General features: G+C 59.3%; 16 protein-coding genes, 1 other RNA gene and 1 pseudogene. 14 read left to right on the top strand and 4 right to left on the bottom strand.

All coding sequences use genetic code 11. The features are described from left to right. Positions 1-221: 221 nt before the first annotated feature. The 5 genes from petA (at position 222) to HP062_RS15110 (ending at position 4,003) form a co-directional block, all read left to right on the top strand. Complete coding sequence (petA, locus tag HP062_RS15130; protein WP_007905300.1) at positions 222-815, top strand: ubiquinol-cytochrome c reductase iron-sulfur subunit; 594 nt, start codon at positions 222-224, stop codon at positions 813-815. After that, a complete protein-coding gene (locus HP062_RS15125; RefSeq protein ID WP_172791630.1) occupies positions 815-2,026 on the top strand; it encodes a cytochrome bc complex cytochrome b subunit in 1,212 nt (403 codons plus the stop codon). The genes petA and HP062_RS15125 overlap by 1 nt, the downstream gene beginning before the upstream one ends. Further along, positions 2,026-2,805 carry a cytochrome c1 gene (locus tag HP062_RS15120; RefSeq protein ID WP_172791629.1) on the top strand — a complete coding sequence of 260 codons (780 nt, stop codon included), beginning with the start codon at positions 2,026-2,028 and terminating at the stop codon, positions 2,803-2,805. Before HP062_RS15125 ends, HP062_RS15120 begins: the two co-directional genes overlap by 1 nt. A gap of 150 nt (positions 2,806-2,955) precedes the next feature. After that, on the top strand, positions 2,956-3,573 hold the full coding sequence (locus HP062_RS15115) for a glutathione S-transferase N-terminal domain-containing protein (protein ID WP_007905304.1): 618 nt from the start codon (positions 2,956-2,958) through the stop codon (positions 3,571-3,573). A gap of 16 nt (positions 3,574-3,589) precedes the next feature. Further along, complete coding sequence (locus tag HP062_RS15110) at positions 3,590-4,003, top strand: ClpXP protease specificity-enhancing factor (protein WP_010458147.1); 414 nt, start codon at positions 3,590-3,592, stop codon at positions 4,001-4,003. 99 nt (positions 4,004-4,102) lie between these two features. On the opposite strand, the gene HP062_RS15105 is transcribed toward HP062_RS15110, so the two are convergent. The 4 genes from HP062_RS15105 to HP062_RS15090 all read right to left on the bottom strand — a co-directional run bounded on the left by HP062_RS15105 (position 4,103) and on the right by HP062_RS15090 (position 7,549). Further along, positions 4,103-4,681, bottom strand: coding sequence for a BON domain-containing protein (locus HP062_RS15105; RefSeq protein ID WP_010458144.1), 579 nt, complete (start codon positions 4,679-4,681; stop codon positions 4,103-4,105). Beyond that, the gene (locus HP062_RS15100) at positions 4,678-5,271 is read right to left on the bottom strand and encodes a phosphoheptose isomerase (protein ID WP_008025961.1); all 594 of its coding nucleotides are present in this window, start codon (positions 5,269-5,271) and stop codon (positions 4,678-4,680) included. Before HP062_RS15100 ends, HP062_RS15105 begins: the two co-directional genes overlap by 4 nt. A 104-nt stretch (positions 5,272-5,375) precedes the next feature. Beyond that, the gene (locus HP062_RS15095; protein WP_007904371.1) at positions 5,376-5,738 is read right to left on the bottom strand and encodes a YraN family protein; all 363 of its coding nucleotides are present in this window, start codon (positions 5,736-5,738) and stop codon (positions 5,376-5,378) included. Further along, positions 5,738-7,549, bottom strand: coding sequence for a penicillin-binding protein activator (locus tag HP062_RS15090; RefSeq protein ID WP_077748995.1), 1,812 nt, complete (start codon positions 7,547-7,549; stop codon positions 5,738-5,740). The genes HP062_RS15095 and HP062_RS15090 overlap by 1 nt, the downstream gene beginning before the upstream one ends. Before the next feature lie 175 nt (positions 7,550-7,724). On the opposite strand from HP062_RS15090, the gene rsmI reads away from it, so the two are divergent. The 9 genes and pseudogenes from rsmI (at position 7,725) to mraY (ending at position 16,747) form a co-directional block, all read left to right on the top strand. Beyond that, a complete protein-coding gene (rsmI, locus tag HP062_RS15085; RefSeq protein WP_167362276.1) occupies positions 7,725-8,630 on the top strand; it encodes a 16S rRNA (cytidine(1402)-2'-O)-methyltransferase in 906 nt (301 codons plus the stop codon). A 76-nt stretch (positions 8,631-8,706) separates the two neighbouring features. Continuing rightward, an RNA gene (gene rnpB / locus HP062_RS15080) (RNase P RNA component class A) lies at positions 8,707-9,059 on the top strand. A 355-nt stretch (positions 9,060-9,414) separates the two neighbouring features. After that, a pseudogene (gene mraZ, locus HP062_RS15075) lies at positions 9,415-9,869 on the top strand (division/cell wall cluster transcriptional repressor MraZ). Then, positions 9,866-10,813, top strand: a complete 948-nt coding sequence (gene rsmH / locus HP062_RS15070) for a 16S rRNA (cytosine(1402)-N(4))-methyltransferase RsmH (RefSeq protein ID WP_010458133.1) — start codon at positions 9,866-9,868, stop codon at positions 10,811-10,813. Before mraZ ends, rsmH begins: the two are co-directional and overlap by 4 nt. Beyond that, positions 10,810-11,103 (top strand): cell division protein FtsL, encoded by a 294-nt coding sequence (ftsL, locus tag HP062_RS15065; protein WP_010458132.1) that lies wholly within the window; start codon positions 10,810-10,812, stop codon positions 11,101-11,103. Before rsmH ends, ftsL begins: the two co-directional genes overlap by 4 nt. Then, a complete protein-coding gene (locus tag HP062_RS15060; protein WP_169857918.1) occupies positions 11,103-12,842 on the top strand; it encodes a penicillin-binding protein 2 in 1,740 nt (579 codons plus the stop codon). The genes ftsL and HP062_RS15060 overlap by 1 nt, the downstream gene beginning before the upstream one ends. Next, positions 12,842-14,305: a UDP-N-acetylmuramoyl-L-alanyl-D-glutamate--2,6-diaminopimelate ligase gene (locus HP062_RS15055; RefSeq protein ID WP_010458130.1), complete on the top strand. Its 1,464-nt coding sequence runs from the start codon at positions 12,842-12,844 to the stop codon at positions 14,303-14,305. Before HP062_RS15060 ends, HP062_RS15055 begins: the two co-directional genes overlap by 1 nt. After that, on the top strand, positions 14,298-15,665 hold the full coding sequence (murF, locus tag HP062_RS15050; protein WP_172791628.1) for a UDP-N-acetylmuramoyl-tripeptide--D-alanyl-D-alanine ligase: 1,368 nt from the start codon (positions 14,298-14,300) through the stop codon (positions 15,663-15,665). Before HP062_RS15055 ends, murF begins: the two co-directional genes overlap by 8 nt. After that, the gene (mraY, locus tag HP062_RS15045) at positions 15,665-16,747 is read left to right on the top strand and encodes a phospho-N-acetylmuramoyl-pentapeptide-transferase (protein WP_010458126.1); all 1,083 of its coding nucleotides are present in this window, start codon (positions 15,665-15,667) and stop codon (positions 16,745-16,747) included. Before murF ends, mraY begins: the two co-directional genes overlap by 1 nt.

Below are 16,747 nucleotides of genomic sequence, written 5' to 3'. Positions count from 1 at the left end.
GGCGTTTTTTTATGGGCGCGATTTATCAAAGAATTGCGCTGTGACAACTTGCCACAGCCGTAGAAGCCCTATACTGCAAGGCTTGGCAGTGAAGCCCCTCGGTAATTACCTTGTCAGAATTGGGGCTTTTCATTACCATTCGGCAAAATTTTTATAAGTTCAGATTTTTACTTAGTAGACGCCTGATTTAACAGGCCACAAAGCTGATGGGAGAGGACTGAATGAGCAATGACGGCGTGAATGCAGGCCGGCGTCGCTTCTTGGTAGCAGCCACATCCGTGGTGGGTGCTGCAGGAGCGGTGGGGGCTGCGGTCCCGTTCGTGGGGTCATGGTTTCCCAGTGCCAAGGCGAAAGCCGCAGGTGCACCGGTGAAAGTGAATGTCAGCAAAATCGAACCAGGTCAGCAGATGATTGCTGAGTGGCGCGGTCAGCCGGTGTTCATTGTCCGCCGTACCGAGGAAATCCTGGGGAATCTGAAAAAGATCGAGGGCCAGCTGTCTGACCCGACCTCCAAGAACTCGACACAACCGACCTATGTCGACCCGGAAACGCGTTCGATCAAGCCAGAAGTTCTGCTGCTGATCGGTATCTGCACGCACCTGGGTTGCTCGCCGACCTTCCGTCCAGAAGTGGCACCTGCGGATCTGGGCAAGGACTGGGTAGGTGGTTATTTCTGCCCTTGCCACGGTTCCCACTACGATCTGGCTGGCCGCGTCTACAAGTCGCAACCTGCGCCTTTGAACCTGCCAGTTCCCCCGCATTCCTATGAGACCGATGACATCATTGTCATTGGCGTCGATACGGAGAAAGCGTGATGAGCAAGTTCATGGATTGGGTTGATGCACGCTTTCCCGCGACCAAAATGTGGGAAGACCATCTCAGCAAGTACTACGCCCCGAAGAACTTCAACTTCTTCTATTTCTTTGGCTCCCTGGCGCTGCTCGTTCTGGTCAACCAGATCGTTACCGGTGTCTGGTTGACCATGAGCTACACGCCATCGGCGGAAGAAGCGTTTGCTTCCGTTGAATACATCATGCGCGACGTCGAGTACGGCTCGATCCTGCGTATGTTGCACGCCGTCGGCGCTTCGATGTTCTTTATCGTGGTTTATCTGCACATGTTCCGTGGCTTGCTCTACGGTTCGTACCAGAAGCCGCGTGAGCTGGTGTGGGTCTTCGGCATGCTGATTTACCTGGCGCTGATGGCTGAGGCCTTCATGGGCTACCTGCTGCCGTGGGGCCAGATGTCCTACTGGGGCGCCCAGGTGATTATCTCGCTGTTCGGTGCGATCCCGGTCATCGGTAACGACCTGACCCAGTGGATCCGTGGTGACTACCTGATTTCCGGTATTACCCTGAACCGCTTCTTCGCCCTGCACGTTGTTGCCCTGCCGATCGTGATTCTCGGTCTGGTGGTGCTGCACGTCCTGGCGCTGCACGAAGTCGGTTCGAACAACCCGGACGGTGTGGACATCAAGAAACACAAAGACGAAAACGGCGTACCGCTGGATGGCATTGCCTTCCACCCGTATTACACCGTGAAAGATATCGTCGGCGTGGTGGTGTTCCTGTTCATCTTCTGCTCGATCGTGTTCTTCTTCCCGGAAATGGGCGGCTACTTCCTGGAGAAGCCGAACTTTGAGCCGGCGAACGCCTTCAAGACCCCTGCACACATTGCTCCGGTCTGGTACTTCACACCGTTCTACGCGATTCTGCGGGCGGTTCCGGACAAGCTCCTGGGCGTTATCGCCATGGGCGCGGCCATCGCTGTGCTGTTCGTCCTGCCTTGGCTGGATCGCAGCCCCGTCAAGTCGATGCGCTACAAAGGCTGGTTGAGCAAAATCTGGCTGGTGGTGTTCTGCGTCTCGTTCGTGATCCTCGGCGTTCTGGGTGTTCTGGCTCCGACGCCGGGTCGTACGCTGCTGTCGCAGGTATGTACCTTCCTGTACTTCGCCTACTTCATTCTGATGCCGTTCTACACCAGGCTCGAGAAGACCAAACCGGTTCCGGAAAGGGTGACTGGCTGATGAAAAAGTTATTTGCAGTTTTGATTCTCGCTGTGCTTCCTGCGGTTACTTTTGCAAACGCTCTCGAGCCTGAGCTTGAAAAGGTTGAGATTGACGTTGCTGACAAAGTCGCCTTGCAAGATGGTGCGCGTACTTTTGCCAACTATTGCATGGGTTGCCACAGCGCGAAGTACCAGCGGTATGAGCGTGTTGCCAATGATCTGGATATCCCTACGGATCTGATGCAAAGCCATTTGATATTCACAGGCGCCAAGATTGGCGACCACATGAGCATCGGCATGCAGCCGGCTGACGCCAAGACCTGGTTTGGCGCCGCACCGCCTGACCTGACTCTGGTAGCGCGTGTTCGTGGTACGGACTGGCTTTATGGTTACCTGAAGTCCTTCTACGAAGATCCGTCGCGTCCTTGGGGTGTGAACAACAAGGTTTTCCCGAACGTGGGTATGCCTAACGTCCTGGTTGGCCTGCAAGGTCGTCAGGTTGTCGGTTGCAAGCAGGTTCCGATCGTCGAAGACGGCAAGAAGCAATATGATCCGCTGACCGGTAACGCGCTGACACATGAAGCGTGCGATCAGCTGACCATCGTGCCGAAGAGCGGTGCTCTGACCGAACAGCAGTTCGATGAGAAGGTCAAGAATCTGGTAACCTTCCTGGCTTACTCGGCTAACCCGGTTAAGCTGGAGCATCAGCGCATCGGTACCTATGTGTTGCTGTACCTGGCGTTCTTCTTCGTATTCGCTTACTTGCTCAAGCGTGAATACTGGAAAGACGTCCATTGATAAAGCTGTAAGCAATTGCTGTTAATCGCACGCGCCCAGGGGCGTCTCTGAAGGTGTAACGAGTCTGGCAAGCCAGACGTTACGGGAGGCGTCCTCTGGGCGCGTGCGTTTTTCCGCTTCCGATAATTTCAACAAGCGAGGAGGACCGCCATGGGCGTGACCAATCGGTTGGCCTGTTACTCCGACCCCGCCGACCACTATTCCCACCGAGTGCGCATCGTACTTGCAGAGAAGGGTGTCAGCGCAGAGATCATTTACGTGGAAGCTGGTCGCCAGCCGCCTAAACTGATTGAAGTGAACCCTTACGGAAGTCTGCCCACCCTGGTCGATCGTGACCTGGCGTTGTGGGAGTCGACCGTGGTGATGGAATATCTGGATGAGCGTTACCCGCACCCGCCCTTGCTGCCGGTTTATCCTGTGGCGCGTGCCAACAGCCGTCTGCTGATCCATCGTATTCAGCGTGACTGGTGTGGTCTGGTGGATCTGATCCTGGATTCGCGGACCAAGGAAGCCGCCCGCGTCGTGGCTCGTAAAGAGTTGCGTGAAAGCCTGACTGGCGTGTCGCCGTTGTTTGCCGACAAGCCGTTTTTCCTCAGCGAGGAACAAAGTCTGGTGGATTGCTGCCTATTGCCAATACTCTGGCGTTTGCCGATTCTGGGTATTGAACTGCCGCGGCCTGCCAAGCCGTTGCTTGATTACATGGAGCGCTCGTTTGCGCGTGAGGCTTTCCAGGCGAGTCTGTCTGGTGTCGAACGCGATATGCGCTAAGGCTTAAGGAGCCGCTATGAACTCCAGTCGACCTTATCTGGTCCGCGCGCTCTATGAGTGGATTGTGGACAACGATTGCACCCCGCACATGCTGGTCAATTCCGAGTATCCATCGGTGCAGGTGCCTCAGGGTTTTGCCAGTGACGGACAGATTGTCCTGAACGTATCGCCGGCTGCCGTGCGTCATCTGCACATGGACAACGAAGCGGTCAGCTTCGAAGGGCGCTTCGGTGGGGTGCCGCACACTCTGTACGTGCCTATCGCATCGATCCTGGGCATTTACGCCCGGGAGAATGGCCAGGGTATGGTGTTCGATCTGGAATCGCCTATGGAAGACGTGGAAGATATCGAGCCGGATGATGACATTCCGCCGCCCGACAGCGAACCACCGCGTCCCAGCGGTCGACCCAGTTTGAAAGTGGTGAAATAAAAAAAGGGTGATCCGCAAGGATCACCCTTTTTTACTTCATGTAGGCGCCAGGCTTGCCGGCGAAGGCGTCTTTAAGAGCACCATCGCCGATAAGCCATATCAGTCAATGTACTCAAACAACTTCACAATCTTCTGCACGCCTGAAACGCTTTGCACCAGATTGGTAGCCTGCGCCGCTTCCTGCTTGGTCAGCAGGCCCAGCAGATAAACGATACCGTTCTCGGTGACGACCTTGATGCGCGAACCCGGGATGTTCGGGTCGGTGAGCATCTGGGTTTTGATCTTGGAGGTCAGCCAGGTGTCGTTCTGACGGGCAAGGAAACCGGAGGGCGGCAGGACCTGCAGTTCGTTATGCACCTTCTTCACGCGCTGGACCGCGGCGGCAGCCTGTTCGGCCTTGGCCTTGAGCTCGGCAGTCGGTGTTTGCCCGGCGAGCAGCACGACGCCGTTGAAACTGGTGACGACGATGTGCGAATCGTTGTCCAGGGCAGGATCGGCCTTGGCGACGTTCACGCCGACCTTGGTGTCGATCAGGGAGTCATCGATCTTGCTGCCGAAGGTGCGCGTACCGCGGTCATCTTCAATGGGGGCTTCACGGCTGGCTTTAACCACCGAAGTGCAGCCGCTGATGCCGAGGCAGAGGGTCAAGGCCAGAAGGCCTAGGCGATTAGGGGTCATTCTTCACTCCCGAACAGTTGGCTGTCGATCAAATCGCAAAGGCAATGGATCGCCAGCAGGTGGACTTCCTGAATACGTGCGGTGACGTTGGCCGGTACGCGAATCTCGACGTCCTCGGGTAATAGCAACGACGCCATGCCGCCGCCATCGCGACCAGTCAATGCTACGACAATCATTTCGCGATCATGTGCGGCCTGGATCGCTTGAATAATGTTCGCCGAGTTACCGCTGGTGGAAATCGCCAGCAATACGTCACCCGGTTGGCCCAGTGCACGGATCTGTTTGGAGAAAATTTCGTTGTAGCTGTAGTCATTGGCGATCGAGGTGATCGTCGAGCTGTCGGTGGTCAGCGCAATGGCGGGCAGGCTCGGACGTTCGCGCTCGAAGCGGTTGAGCAGCTCGGACGAAAAGTGCTGGGCATCACCGGCGGAGCCACCGTTGCCGCAGGAAAGCATTTTGCCCTCATTGAGCAGGGCGTTGACCATTACCTGGCTGGCTTGCTCGATGTGCGGTGCAAGTACGTCCATCGCCATTTGCTTGGTGTCGATACTGGCCTGAAAAAGCTGGCGAATTCGGGATTGCATGTCCATCTGTGTGACCTTAATTAGCGCGGCTACTCGGCACATGAATGTGCAGCCCGCAAAGCAAAGAGCAAAAGTGTTGGGTAAAGGTGTGCGCTTCGGGGCGCAGGCGATCAGCTATCGAAGGCATTCTGCAACCAGTTCAACTGATCGAGGTTGCTGTCGATGGCAACCACGTCGAAGCGGCAGGGGGAATTGGCCCAACGCGACTCGCGCTGAAGAAAATACTGCGCGGCGAAAATCAGTTTCTGCCGTTTGCGCCCATCGATGCTGTCGAGCGCTCCACCCCACTGGGTGTTTTTTCTATAGCGGACTTCAACGAATACTACTGTATCGCCATCAAGCATGACCAGATCAAGCTCGCCGCGTTTACACAACCAGTTCTGCGCCAGCAGGCGCAGACCTTGCTGTTGAAGATGCTCGAGCGCATGGCGCTCGGCATCTTTACCGCTTTGCTGGCGTGACCTGTCAGGCATCAGCGTGAGGTATCCGGCAGGCGTTGAACCTGACCGCTGACGAACTGTGCCCAAGGCAACTGGCGCACCACGCGCTGGTTTTGAGTCATGCCCAGGCTGCCCGACTGACCTTCAATACGGCTGTCCGGCAGTGCCTTGAGTTGCCCCAGTCGCGGTGCCAGGCGATAGGCGTCAACGCCCATTGCGTAGAGGCGGCCGAGGCTGCCGGCGGCTTGCGGCCATTGTGCGGTGACCTGTTTGCGCAGCGGATCATTGGCGTCCAGCAACCACGGGGTTTCGCAGAAGCGGATGCCGTTCATGTCGTTGTACTGGTTCACGTCGCCGCTGGCACTGAACACGTGGGAGGTGGCGTAAACCGGCACATCGCCCGCGTACTGGAAGTTCAAGGTCGGTTTGATCTGCTGGGCCTGTTGCGGAGTGGCAGCCAGGAAGATGAACTCGATGTCCTGGCGGCGCGAAGGCTGGGCTGCTATCTGCGAGCCGACGGTGCTTTGCAGGCTCTTGGCGCGACCTTCGCTCTGGCGCAGCTGGAACATGTCGGCAATCTGCTGGGCCAGTTGAACCGGTTGGTCAACGCGCTCGGTCGCGACAATGCTGCCGCCGTTGGCTTGCCAGTCCTGGCTGAATGCGCGCAACACGCGATCGCCCCATTCGCCTTTCGGCACCATGATGGCGGCGCGATGCAGGCCGTCGGCGCGAGCACGACGAGACACTTCACGGGCTTCGTCTTCAGCGGCCAGACCAAACTGGAACAGTTGGGCCGGACCTTGTTCACCTTCGCTGTAGTTCAGCGCCAGGGTGGTGATCGGCAGCTGCGGGCGAGCACTAAGCTGTTTGACCAGTGGTTTTTCCAGCGGACCGACCACCAATTGCACGCCATCGGCCTGGGCCTTGCGATAGAACTCGTCCATCGAAGTCAGTTTCGAGCTGTCATAGAACTCAATGGCAGGCGGCTTCTGCCCGGCTTGTTGAGCCTGGTAGTGAGCAGCCATGAAACCTTCGCGCAGTGCTTTGCCGACCGACGCCAGCGGGCCGTCTTGCGGCAGCAGCAGGGCGATCTTGCTCAGGGGCTGGCTGGCCAGTTCCTTGAGCTTGGTCAGTGGCAGAGGCAACTGAATGGCAGCCGGGTGCTTAGGGTTCTGGGCGCGCCAGTTGTCAATCGCGGCTTGCTGCTGTTCCAGGGTTCCGGCGGTTTTCACCGCCAGTGCCAGGCCCATCCAGCCGCCGAGGTCATCATTGGTGGTGGGCTGCAGTTGATCGGTTGGCAGCGAGGCGATCAGGGTCCAGATCGCTTCGTGGTTTTTGGCGGCGGCTTCACCTTCGAGCATGGGTGCGATGAAAATGCGCTCCCGTGCGGCGGCCAGCGTCTGTCCGTCGGCCTCAAGGGCGCGAGCATGGACAGTGCCGGTGCGAACCTGTTGCTCGACCGGCAACTCGCTCAGGCGTTGCAGGCTCGGATGGCTCAAGGCAGTCAACGCTGCCTTGGGCTGATTGCGCGCCATGGCCAGTTCAGCCGCCAGGGTGCTGGCGAAGACCTGTTGGCCTGGCTTGAGTTGTTCCACCGGAACCTGTTGCAGGATTTGCGCGGACTGGCCGGCATTGCCCTGACGATAGGCCAGGTCGGCCGCGCTCAGGCGCAGCAACGCAGCTTTTTCCGGGTCCTTGCTTTGAGCGGCCTGTTCGAGCAGCTGCTCGATACTGGCGTCAGGGGTCCGTGGAAGTTCGCCAAGGCTGGAGGAGGGCGAGCTGGCGCAAGCCGCCAGCAAGGCAGCGAGGCAGAGGGCAGTGAACAGCCGCAGGCAAGCGATCATGTAGTGTTCCTGATACTCGATCAAATTAGCGTGGAATTGTACCCAAGCACTGGCCGGGGCGCGATGTTACTGGCGTGAATCGATCAATTTAGCTCGTACAAATGTTGCAGCGCTGCACAAACGCCTGAAAAACCCGAGGAGGGCGGGGCGATCGCAAGCGCCGCTACGCGCTACAATGTCGCCTTTTACCGATCATGAGGTGTGCGCTTTGACTGCTCCAGGTGCTTTGAATTCCGCTGCTGGCTCGCTTTATGTGGTGGCGACGCCCATCGGCAACCTGGACGACATCAGTGCGCGTGCGCTGAAGATCCTGCGCGACGTCGCGTTGATTGCCGCCGAAGACACCCGTCACTCACAGCGCCTGATGCAGCATTTCGGCATTCCCACGCCGCTGGCCGCGTGCCATGAGCACAACGAGCGCGACGAGGGTAGCCGCTTTATCACGCGATTGCTGGCGGGGGATGATGTGGCGCTGATCTCCGATGCTGGCACGCCGCTGATTTCCGATCCGGGTTATCACCTGGTGCGTCAGGCTCGTGCCGCCGGGATCAATGTGGTGCCGGTTCCGGGTGCCTGTGCATTGATCGCGGCATTGTCGGCGGCGGGGCTGCCGTCGGACCGTTTCATTTTCGAAGGCTTCCTGCCGGCCAAGGCCGTTGGTCGTCGTGCTCGTCTTGAACTGGTCAAGGAAGAGCCGCGCACACTGATTTTCTATGAGGCGCCGCATCGCATCCTTGAGTGCCTGCAAGACATGGAGCTGGTGTTCGGTCCTGAACGTCCGGCGTTGTTGGCCCGTGAAATCACCAAAACCTTCGAAACCCTCAAAGGCCTGCCGCTGGCCGAGCTGCGTGAGTTCGTCGAGTCGGACAGCAATCAGCAGCGTGGCGAGTGTGTGGTGTTGGTGGCGGGCTGGTCTGTGCCCGAGACCGAGGACGCGGTCAGCAGTGAGGCCATGCGCATCCTCAATCTGTTGCTTGAAGAGATGCCGCTCAAACGTGCTGCGGCATTGGCGGCGCAAATTACCGGTGAGCGCAAGAATGTGCTCTATCAGGTGGCGCTGGATAAACAGAAGGGCGAGTAAAAACCCGACGCGCAGGAGCAGCCGAAGGCGTTTAGCGCTTGTTCTTCGGCCGCTCTGCCGTTAACCTTCGCGGCGGAGAGTCGATTGGACAGTCGCTGCCCTCTATGAAAATTAGGGGGGGAGGAAAGTCCGGGCTCCATAGGGCGAAGTGCCAGGTAATGCCTGGGAGGCGTGAGCCTACGGAAAGTGCCACAGAAAATAACCGCCTAAGCGCTTCGGCGCCGGTAAGGGTGAAAAGGTGCGGTAAGAGCGCACCGCACGTCTGGCAACAGTTCGTGGCTAGGTAAACCCCACTTGGAGCAAGACCAAATAGGGTCCCAAGGCGTGGCCCGCGCTGGGACCGGGTAGGTTGCTAAAGATGTCCAGTGATGGCCATCGTAGACGAATGACTGTTCAAGACAGAACCCGGCTTACAGATCGACTCTCCACCTTTTTCTCCTCCCTGCTTTAATCATTTAAGCAGGGCGCTGGTAGTAGCATTTTCCCTCCTTCCAGAATCGTTGCCAGAACACTTTCGTAATACCGAAAAAATCTTACTCTTAACAAACTACTTTAACTTTCGAACGCAGCCTTCTGTGCTGATTCAAGTTATTGGGCAAATTCAGCCGTCAGATTGTCGTTACCCCTCCGTTTACCCTCCTAAATCTCAGTTCTGTAAGGCTTTTCCTTTAAACCGCGCCTTGACGGTGCGGTGGCCGCATTCCTATAGTGTGCGCAAGTGGCGGAAAGTGGCATGAAGTGGGTTTTTTGAGCGTAAAACGCTAATATTTGGAGAAACGCTGACGTGTTTCGCGGAGCTAACGCTATCAGTCTCGACGCAAAGGGCCGTCTCGCTATGCCGAGCCGGTACCGTGACGAGCTCGTTTCGCGTAGTTCCGGTCAACTGATCGTCACAATTGATGCCGTTGATCCGTGTTTGTGTGTTTACCCCTCGATGAGTGGGAAATTATCGAAACCAAACTGCGCGCACTGCCTTCGCTTCGCGAAGAGAACCGCCGCCTGCAACGTTTGCTGATTGGTAATGCCGTCGACCTCGAGCTCGATGGCAGTGGTCGTTTTCTGGTTCCGCCGCGTCTTCGTGAATATGCCAGGTTGGATAAGCGCGCGATGTTGGTAGGCCAACTGAACAAGTTCCAATTGTGGGACGAGGATGCCTGGGATGCGGTTTCTGCCGCTGACCTGGCTGCTATTCAACAACCGGGCGCCATGCCTGATGAACTGCGTGATTTGATCCTGTGACTATTGATAGCGGCTTTAACCACATCACCGTACTGCTTGACGAAGCCGTGGAGGCTCTCGCCGTACGTCCTGATGGCTGCTATCTGGACGGTACGTTCGGGCGCGGCGGGCACAGTCGGTTGATCCTCAGCCAGCTCGGCCCCGATGGTCGGGTGCTCGGATTCGACAAAGATCCTCAAGCGATTGCCACCGGGCAAACGCTAGCGGCCGAAGACGGCCGCTTTGTCGTTGTGCAACGCAGCTTTGCCGAGCTGGGTTCGGAAGTGGCCGAACGTGGCCTGCACGGCAAGGTCAGCGGCGTGTTGCTCGACCTGGGCGTGTCTTCGCCACAGCTCGACGACCCTGAGCGCGGCTTCAGTTTCCTCAATGATGGCCCGCTGGACATGCGCATGGACCCGTCCCGCGGGATCAGCGCTGCCGAATTCGTCAACACCGCACCGGTGGAAGAGATCGCCCGCGTATTCAAGGAATACGGCGAAGAGCGTTTCTCCGGCCGCATGGCCCGTGCCGTGGCCGAGCGTCGCGACATCAAGCCGTTCGAGCGCACGGCCGACCTGGCTGAAGTCCTGAAAGTCGCCAACCCGGCATGGGAAAAGGGCAAGAACCCTGCCACCCGTGCGTTCCAGGGCCTGCGTATTCACGTCAACAACGAACTGGGCGACCTGGAAGCCGGCCTCGAAGCCGCGCTGGACTGCCTGGAGATCGGCGGCCGTCTGGTCGTCATCAGCTTCCACTCGCTGGAAGACCGCATCGTCAAACTGTTCATGCGCAAGCTGGTAAAAGGCGAAGCCGACAACCTGCCGCGCAACCTGCCGGTCCGTCACGTCGCGTTCGAACCGATCATCAAAATCCATGGCAAAGCGCAGTCCGCCTCCGAGGCCGAACTCAAAGCCAACCCACGTTCCCGGAGCGCTGTCATGCGCGTCGCGGAGAAGCTGCGGTGAGCAAGCTTTTCGCCAAGCCTCTTCCCGGCGGAAGCTTTTTCATGCTGCTGCTGTTTATTGGCGTGCTCGTGTCGGCCATCGGCGTGTCGTACAGCGCCCACTGGAACCGTCAGTTGCTGAACTCGCTGTACGCCGAGTTGAGCGTGCGCGACAAGGCGCAGGCGGAGTGGGGCCGGTTGATTCTCGAGCAGAGCACCTGGACTGCGCACAGCCGTATCGAAGTGCTGGCCACCGAGCAACTGAAGATGCGCATTCCCGGCGCCGCTGAAGTGCAGATGGTGGCGCCATGATGAAACTCGAAGGCGCACTGTTCCCATGGCGTTTCCGCCTGGTGCTGGGCTTGCTCGGCATCATGGTCGCGGCGATTTGCTGGCGCATCATCGACCTGCAAGTCGTCGACCGTGCCTTCCTTAAAGGTCAGGGCGATGCGCGCAGCGTTCGTCACATTCCGATTCCGGCTCACCGTGGTCTGATCACCGACCGTAACGGCGAGCCATTGGCCGTGAGTACCCCGGTCACCACACTGTGGGCGAACGCCAAGGAAATGCAGCTGGCCAAAGAGAAATGGCCAGCCCTGGCGGCCGCGCTGGGCCAAGACCCTAAAGCCCTGGCCGAACGTCTCGAAGCCCAGGCCAACAAAGAATTCATCTACCTGGTGCGCGGGCTGACTCCCGAGCAAGGCCAGTCCGTGCTCGACCTGAAAGTGCCGGGTGTCTACGGCATCGAAGAGTTCCGGCGTTTCTACCCGGCCGGTGAAGTCACCGCACACATGGTCGGCTTTACCGACATCGATGACCACGGTCGTGAAGGGGTCGAACTGGCCTACGACGAATGGCTGGCCGGCGTCCCCGGCAAGCGACAGGTCATCAAGGATCGGCGTGGCCGACTTATCAAGGATGTCCAGGTCACCAAAAACGCCAAGGCCGGCAAGCCCTTGGCGTTGTCCATTGACCTGCGTCTGCAATACCTGGCCAACCGCGAGCTGCGTAACGCGATCATCGAGAACGGTGCCAAGGCCGGCAGCCTGGTGATCATGGACGTGAAGACCGGTGAGATCCTCGCCATGGTCAACCAGCCGACCTACAACCCGAACAACCGTCGCAACCTGCAACCGGCGATGATGCGCAACCGCGCCATGATCGACGTGTTCGAACCGGGTTCGACCATGAAAGCTATTTCCATGAGTGCCGCGATCGAAACCGGGCGCTGGAAACCGAGCGACACCGTCGAGGTGTACCCGGGCACTTTGCAGATTGGTAAATACACCATCAAGGACGTCTCCAAGTCCGAAGGCCCGGTGCTTGACCTGACCGGCATCCTGATCAACTCCAGTAACGTCGGCATGAGTAAGGTCGCGTTCGATATCGGCGGCGAAACCATCTTCCGCCTCGCGCAGAAAGTCGGCCTCGGCCAGGACACCGGTCTCGGCTTCCCGGGCGAACGCGTCGGCAACCTGCCGAACTACCGCGAATGGCGCAAGGCTGAAACCGCCACGCTGTCCTACGGCTACGGTATTTCCGTGACCGCGATCCAGCTGGTCCACGCCTTCTCGGCCCTGGCCAACAACGGTCGTCTCGCACCGCTGACCCTGATCAAAACCGACAAACCAGCGCAAACCACGCAAGTGCTGCCGGAAGCCGTCGCGAAAACCATGCAGACCATGCTGACCCAGGTGATCGAAGCCCCGCGCGGTGTATTCCGTGCGCAAGTGCCGGCGTATCACGTGGGCGGCAAGTCGGGTACTGCGCGCAAGACGTCGGTGGGCACCAAAGGCTACGCCGAGAATTCCTACCGCTCGCTGTTCGCCGGCTTCGGCCCGATGAGCGATCCGCGCTATGCAATCGTGGTGGTGATCGATGAACCGACCAAAGCCGGTTACTACGGTGGTCTGGTATCGGCCCCGGTGTTCAGCAAAGTGATGTCCGGGACGCTGCGCCTGATGAACATCACTCCGGACAACCTGCCACCGACGCAAACCGCTAACGCCACACCGGTCGTTCCACTGAAAGCCAATGGAGGGCGCGGCTAATGTCTTTGAGCCTGAACAAGATTTTCGCCCACGCCGGCCGCGATCTGTTGATCCGCGAGCTGACCCTGGACAGCCGTAACGTGCGGGCTGGCGATCTGTTTCTCGCTGTTCCTGGCGGCAAGCTCGACGGGCGCGCGCACATCGCCGATGCCTTGCAACGCGGTGCTGCTGCCGTGGCTTACGAAGTCGAAGGCGCTACCGTTTTGCCGATCACCGACGTGCCGCTGATTCCGGTCAAAGGCCTGGCGGCGCAGCTGTCGGACATCGCCGGTCGCTTTTATGGCGACCCGAGCCGGCACCTGAACCTGGTCGGCGTGACCGGCACCAACGGCAAAACCAGCGTCACGCAATTGGTTGCACAAGCCCTGGATTTGCTCGGCCAGCATTGCGGCATTGTCGGCACCCTGGGTACCGGCTTCTACGGTGCACTGGAAAGTGGCCTGCACACCACGCCGAACCCGATCGCCGTGCAAGCGACCATGGCTGACCTGAAAAAGGCCGGCGCCAAAGCCGTCGCCATGGAAGTGTCTTCCCACGGCCTGGACCAAGGCCGCGTGACCGCGCTGGCATTCGATGTGGCGGTGATGACCAACCTGTCCCGCGATCACCTCGATTACCACGGCACCATGCAAGCCTACGGCGAAGCCAAGGCCAAGCTGTTTGCCTGGAACGATTTGAAGTGCCGGGTGATCAATCTCGACGACGAGTTCGGCCGCCAACTGGCTGCGGACAAACGTGAGTCGCGCCTGATTACCTACAGCCTGGAAGATGCCAGCGCTTACCTGTATTGCCGTGAAGCGCAGTTCGATGACGAAGGCGTGCGCGCCACGCTGGTCACGCCGCAGGGCGAACACCATTTGCGCAGCACCTTGCTCGGTCGTTTCAACCTGAGCAACGTGCTGGCTGCCGTCGGCGCCTTGCTCGGCCTGGACTACGCGCTGGACGAAATCCTCAAGGTCCTGCCGAAACTCGAAGGCCCGGCCGGTCGCATGCAGCGCTTGGGCGGCGGCACTCAGCCGCTGGTGGTGGTCGATTACGCCCACACCCCGGACGCGTTGGAAAAGGTCTTGATGGCCCTGCGTCCACACGCCAAAGGCCGTTTGTTGTGCCTGTTTGGCTGTGGCGGCGATCGCGATCGCGGCAAGCGTCCGCTGATGGCCGAAGTGGTCGAACGTCTGGCCGACGGCGTGCTGGTCACCGATGACAACCCTCGCACCGAAGATCCTTCGTTGATTTTCGATGACATCCGCGCCGGTTTCACCGCTGTGGATAAAGTCACCTTTGTCGCTGGCCGTGGGCAGGCGATTGCCCAGTTGATCGCCAGTGCTTCGGCGGATGACGTGATTGTCCTGGCCGGTAAAGGCCACGAGGACTATCAGGAAATCAACGGCGAGCGTCACGCTTTCTCCGATCTGGTCGAGGCCGATCACGCCCTGACCGCATGGGAGGTGGCTCATGCTTAAAGCGTTGAAACTGAGTGAGCTGACTGGCGCACTGAATGCACGATTGATCGCGGCTGATGCCACGTTCGATGGCGTCAGCATCGACAGCCGCGCGATCAAACCGGGCCAACTGTTTATTGCCCTGACCGGTCCGCGCTTCGACGGTCATGACTATTTGAACGACGTCGCCAGCAAAGGCGCGGTTGCCGCTCTGGTCGAGCGCGAAGTCGCCGACAGCGCGCTGCCGCAATTGCTGGTCAAGGACACCCGCCAGGCGTTGGGCCAACTGGGCGCGATGAACCGTGCCGCGTTTACTAACCCGGTCGCGGCGATCACCGGTTCCAGCGGCAAAACCACGGTCAAGGAAATGCTCGCCAGCATCCTGCGCACGCGCGGTCCGGTCCTGGCGACCCGTGGCAACCTGAACAACGACCTCGGCGTTCCGCTGACCCTGCTCGAACTCGCGCCGGAACATACCTCGGCCGTCATCGAACTCGGTGCTTCGCGTCTTGGCGAAATTGCCTACACCGTCGGCATGACCAAGCCGCACGTGGCCGTGCTCAACAACGCCGGGACCGCCCACGTCGGCGAGTTTGGCGGGCCGGAAAAAATCGTTGAAGCCAAGGGCGAGATCATTGAAGGGCTGGAGGCCGATGGCGTCGCGGTGCTCAATCTTGACGACAAGGCGTTCGGCATCTGGAAGGCCCGTGCGGCCGGTCGCAAAGTCCTGACGTTCGCCCTGAACAACCCAAGCGCCGACTTCTATGCCAGCGACCTGGATCGCGATGCGCGCGGTTGCCCGGCCTTCAACCTGCACAGTCCTGAAGGTGTGGAGCGCGTTCAACTGAACCTGCTCGGCACTCATAACGTTACCAATGCCATGGCCGCCGCCGCTGCCGCACACGCCTTGGGCGTGTCGCTGTTCGGCATCGCCACCGGCCTCGGCGCGGTGCAACCGGTCAAGGGCCGCACCGTCGCGCAACTGGCCAGCAATGGCATGCGCGTGATCGATGACACGTACAACGCGAACCCCACCTCCATGTGCGCCGCCGTTGATATACTCGCCGGCTTTTCCGGCCGCACCGTTCTGGTGCTCGGAGATATTGGCGAACTGGGCGATTGGGCAGAGCAGGGGCACCGCGATGTGGGCGAGTACGCCCGCGGCAAGGTATCCGCGCTTTACGCCGTTGGGCCACTGATGGCTCACGCCGTGAACGCTTTCGGTCCACAGGCCTTTCACTTCAGCACTCAGGCTGAGCTGATCAAGGCCCTGGGCGCCGAGCAAGACACAAACACCACCATTTTGATCAAGGGCTCGCGCAGCGCTGCGATGGAAAACATCGTCGCCGCTTTGTGCGGGTCCAGTCCGGAGAAACATTAATGCTGCTGCTGCTAGCGGAGTATCTGCAACAGTTCTACAAAGGCTTCGCGGTCTTTCAGTACCTGACCCTGCGCGGGATCCTCGGTGTGCTGACCGCGCTGGTTTTGTCCCTGTGCTATGGCCCGTGGATGATCCGCACTTTGCAGAACCGTCAGATCGGTCAATCCGTTCGCCACGACGGTCCACAATCGCACTTGTCCAAGTCGGGCACCCCGACGATGGGCGGTGCACTGATCCTGTCGTCCATCGGCGTCAGCACCTTGCTCTGGGCTGACCTGAGCAACCGTTATGTCTGGACCGTGTTGCTGGTGACGTTGCTGTTCGGCGCTATCGGCTGGGTCGATGACTATCGCAAAGTGATCGAGAAAAACTCCAAAGGCCTTCCGAGCCGCTGGAAATATTTCTGGCAGTCCGTGTTCGGCCTGGGCGCGGCGATCTTCCTTTATATGACCGCTGCGACGCCGGTGGAAACGACCCTGATCCTGCCGATGCTCAAGGACTACAGCATTCCGCTGGGCATAGGCTTCGTCGTTCTGACCTATTTCGTGATTGTCGGCTCGAGCAACGCGGTCAACCTGACCGACGGCCTCGACGGTCTGGCGATCATGCCGACGGTGATGGTCGGCGGCGGTCTTGGCATCTTCTGCTACCTGTCCGGTAACGTGAAATTCGCTGAATACCTGCTGATTCCGTATGTGCCGGGCGCCGGTGAGTTGATCGTGTTCTGCGGTGCCTTGATCGGTGCGGGCCTCGGTTTCCTCTGGTTCAACACCTATCCGGCGCAGGTCTTCATGGGCGACGTCGGCGCGCTGGCGCTGGGCGCGGCCCTGGGCACCATCGCGGTGATCGTCCGTCAGGAAATCGTCCTGTTCATCATGGGCGGCGTGTTCGTGATGGAAACCCTGTCCGTGGTTATCCAGGTTGCTTCTTTCAAGCTGACCGGTCGCCGTGTGTTTCGCATGGCACCCATTCACCACCATTTTGAACTCAAGGGCTGGCCCGAGCCGCGTGTGATCGTCCGTTTCTGGATCATCACCGTGATTCTCGTACTGGTCGGCCTTGCCACCCTGAAGCTGAGGTAG

Source organism: Pseudomonas sp. B14-6 (assembly GCF_013260315.1).
GTDB classification, from domain to species: domain Bacteria; phylum Pseudomonadota; class Gammaproteobacteria; order Pseudomonadales; family Pseudomonadaceae; genus Aquipseudomonas; species Aquipseudomonas mandelii.
This window is presented reverse-complemented; position numbering and strand designations above follow the sequence as displayed.

Coding starts and splice junctions, on each gene's coding strand:
- HP062_RS15110 (WP_010458147.1), top strand. CDS start 3,590: ATGAACTCCAGTCGACCTTATCTGGTCCGCGCGCTCTATGAGTGGATT.
- petA (WP_007905300.1), top strand. CDS start 222: ATGAGCAATGACGGCGTGAATGCAGGCCGGCGTCGCTTCTTGGTAGCA.
- HP062_RS15060 (WP_169857918.1), top strand. CDS start 11,103: ATGAAACTCGAAGGCGCACTGTTCCCATGGCGTTTCCGCCTGGTGCTG.
- HP062_RS15095 (WP_007904371.1), bottom strand. CDS start 5,738: ATGCCTGACAGGTCACGCCAGCAAAGCGGTAAAGATGCCGAGCGCCAT.
- HP062_RS15120 (WP_172791629.1), top strand. CDS start 2,026: ATGAAAAAGTTATTTGCAGTTTTGATTCTCGCTGTGCTTCCTGCGGTT.
- mraY (WP_010458126.1), top strand. CDS start 15,665: ATGCTGCTGCTGCTAGCGGAGTATCTGCAACAGTTCTACAAAGGCTTC.
- HP062_RS15115 (WP_007905304.1), top strand. CDS start 2,956: ATGGGCGTGACCAATCGGTTGGCCTGTTACTCCGACCCCGCCGACCAC.
- HP062_RS15125 (WP_172791630.1), top strand. CDS start 815: ATGAGCAAGTTCATGGATTGGGTTGATGCACGCTTTCCCGCGACCAAA.
- HP062_RS15055 (WP_010458130.1), top strand. CDS start 12,842: ATGTCTTTGAGCCTGAACAAGATTTTCGCCCACGCCGGCCGCGATCTG.
- HP062_RS15105 (WP_010458144.1), bottom strand. CDS start 4,681: ATGACCCCTAATCGCCTAGGCCTTCTGGCCTTGACCCTCTGCCTCGGC.
- HP062_RS15100 (WP_008025961.1), bottom strand. CDS start 5,271: ATGGACATGCAATCCCGAATTCGCCAGCTTTTTCAGGCCAGTATCGAC.
- rsmI (WP_167362276.1), top strand. CDS start 7,725: ATGTCGCCTTTTACCGATCATGAGGTGTGCGCTTTGACTGCTCCAGGT.
- HP062_RS15090 (WP_077748995.1), bottom strand. CDS start 7,549: ATGATCGCTTGCCTGCGGCTGTTCACTGCCCTCTGCCTCGCTGCCTTG.
- murF (WP_172791628.1), top strand. CDS start 14,298: ATGCTTAAAGCGTTGAAACTGAGTGAGCTGACTGGCGCACTGAATGCA.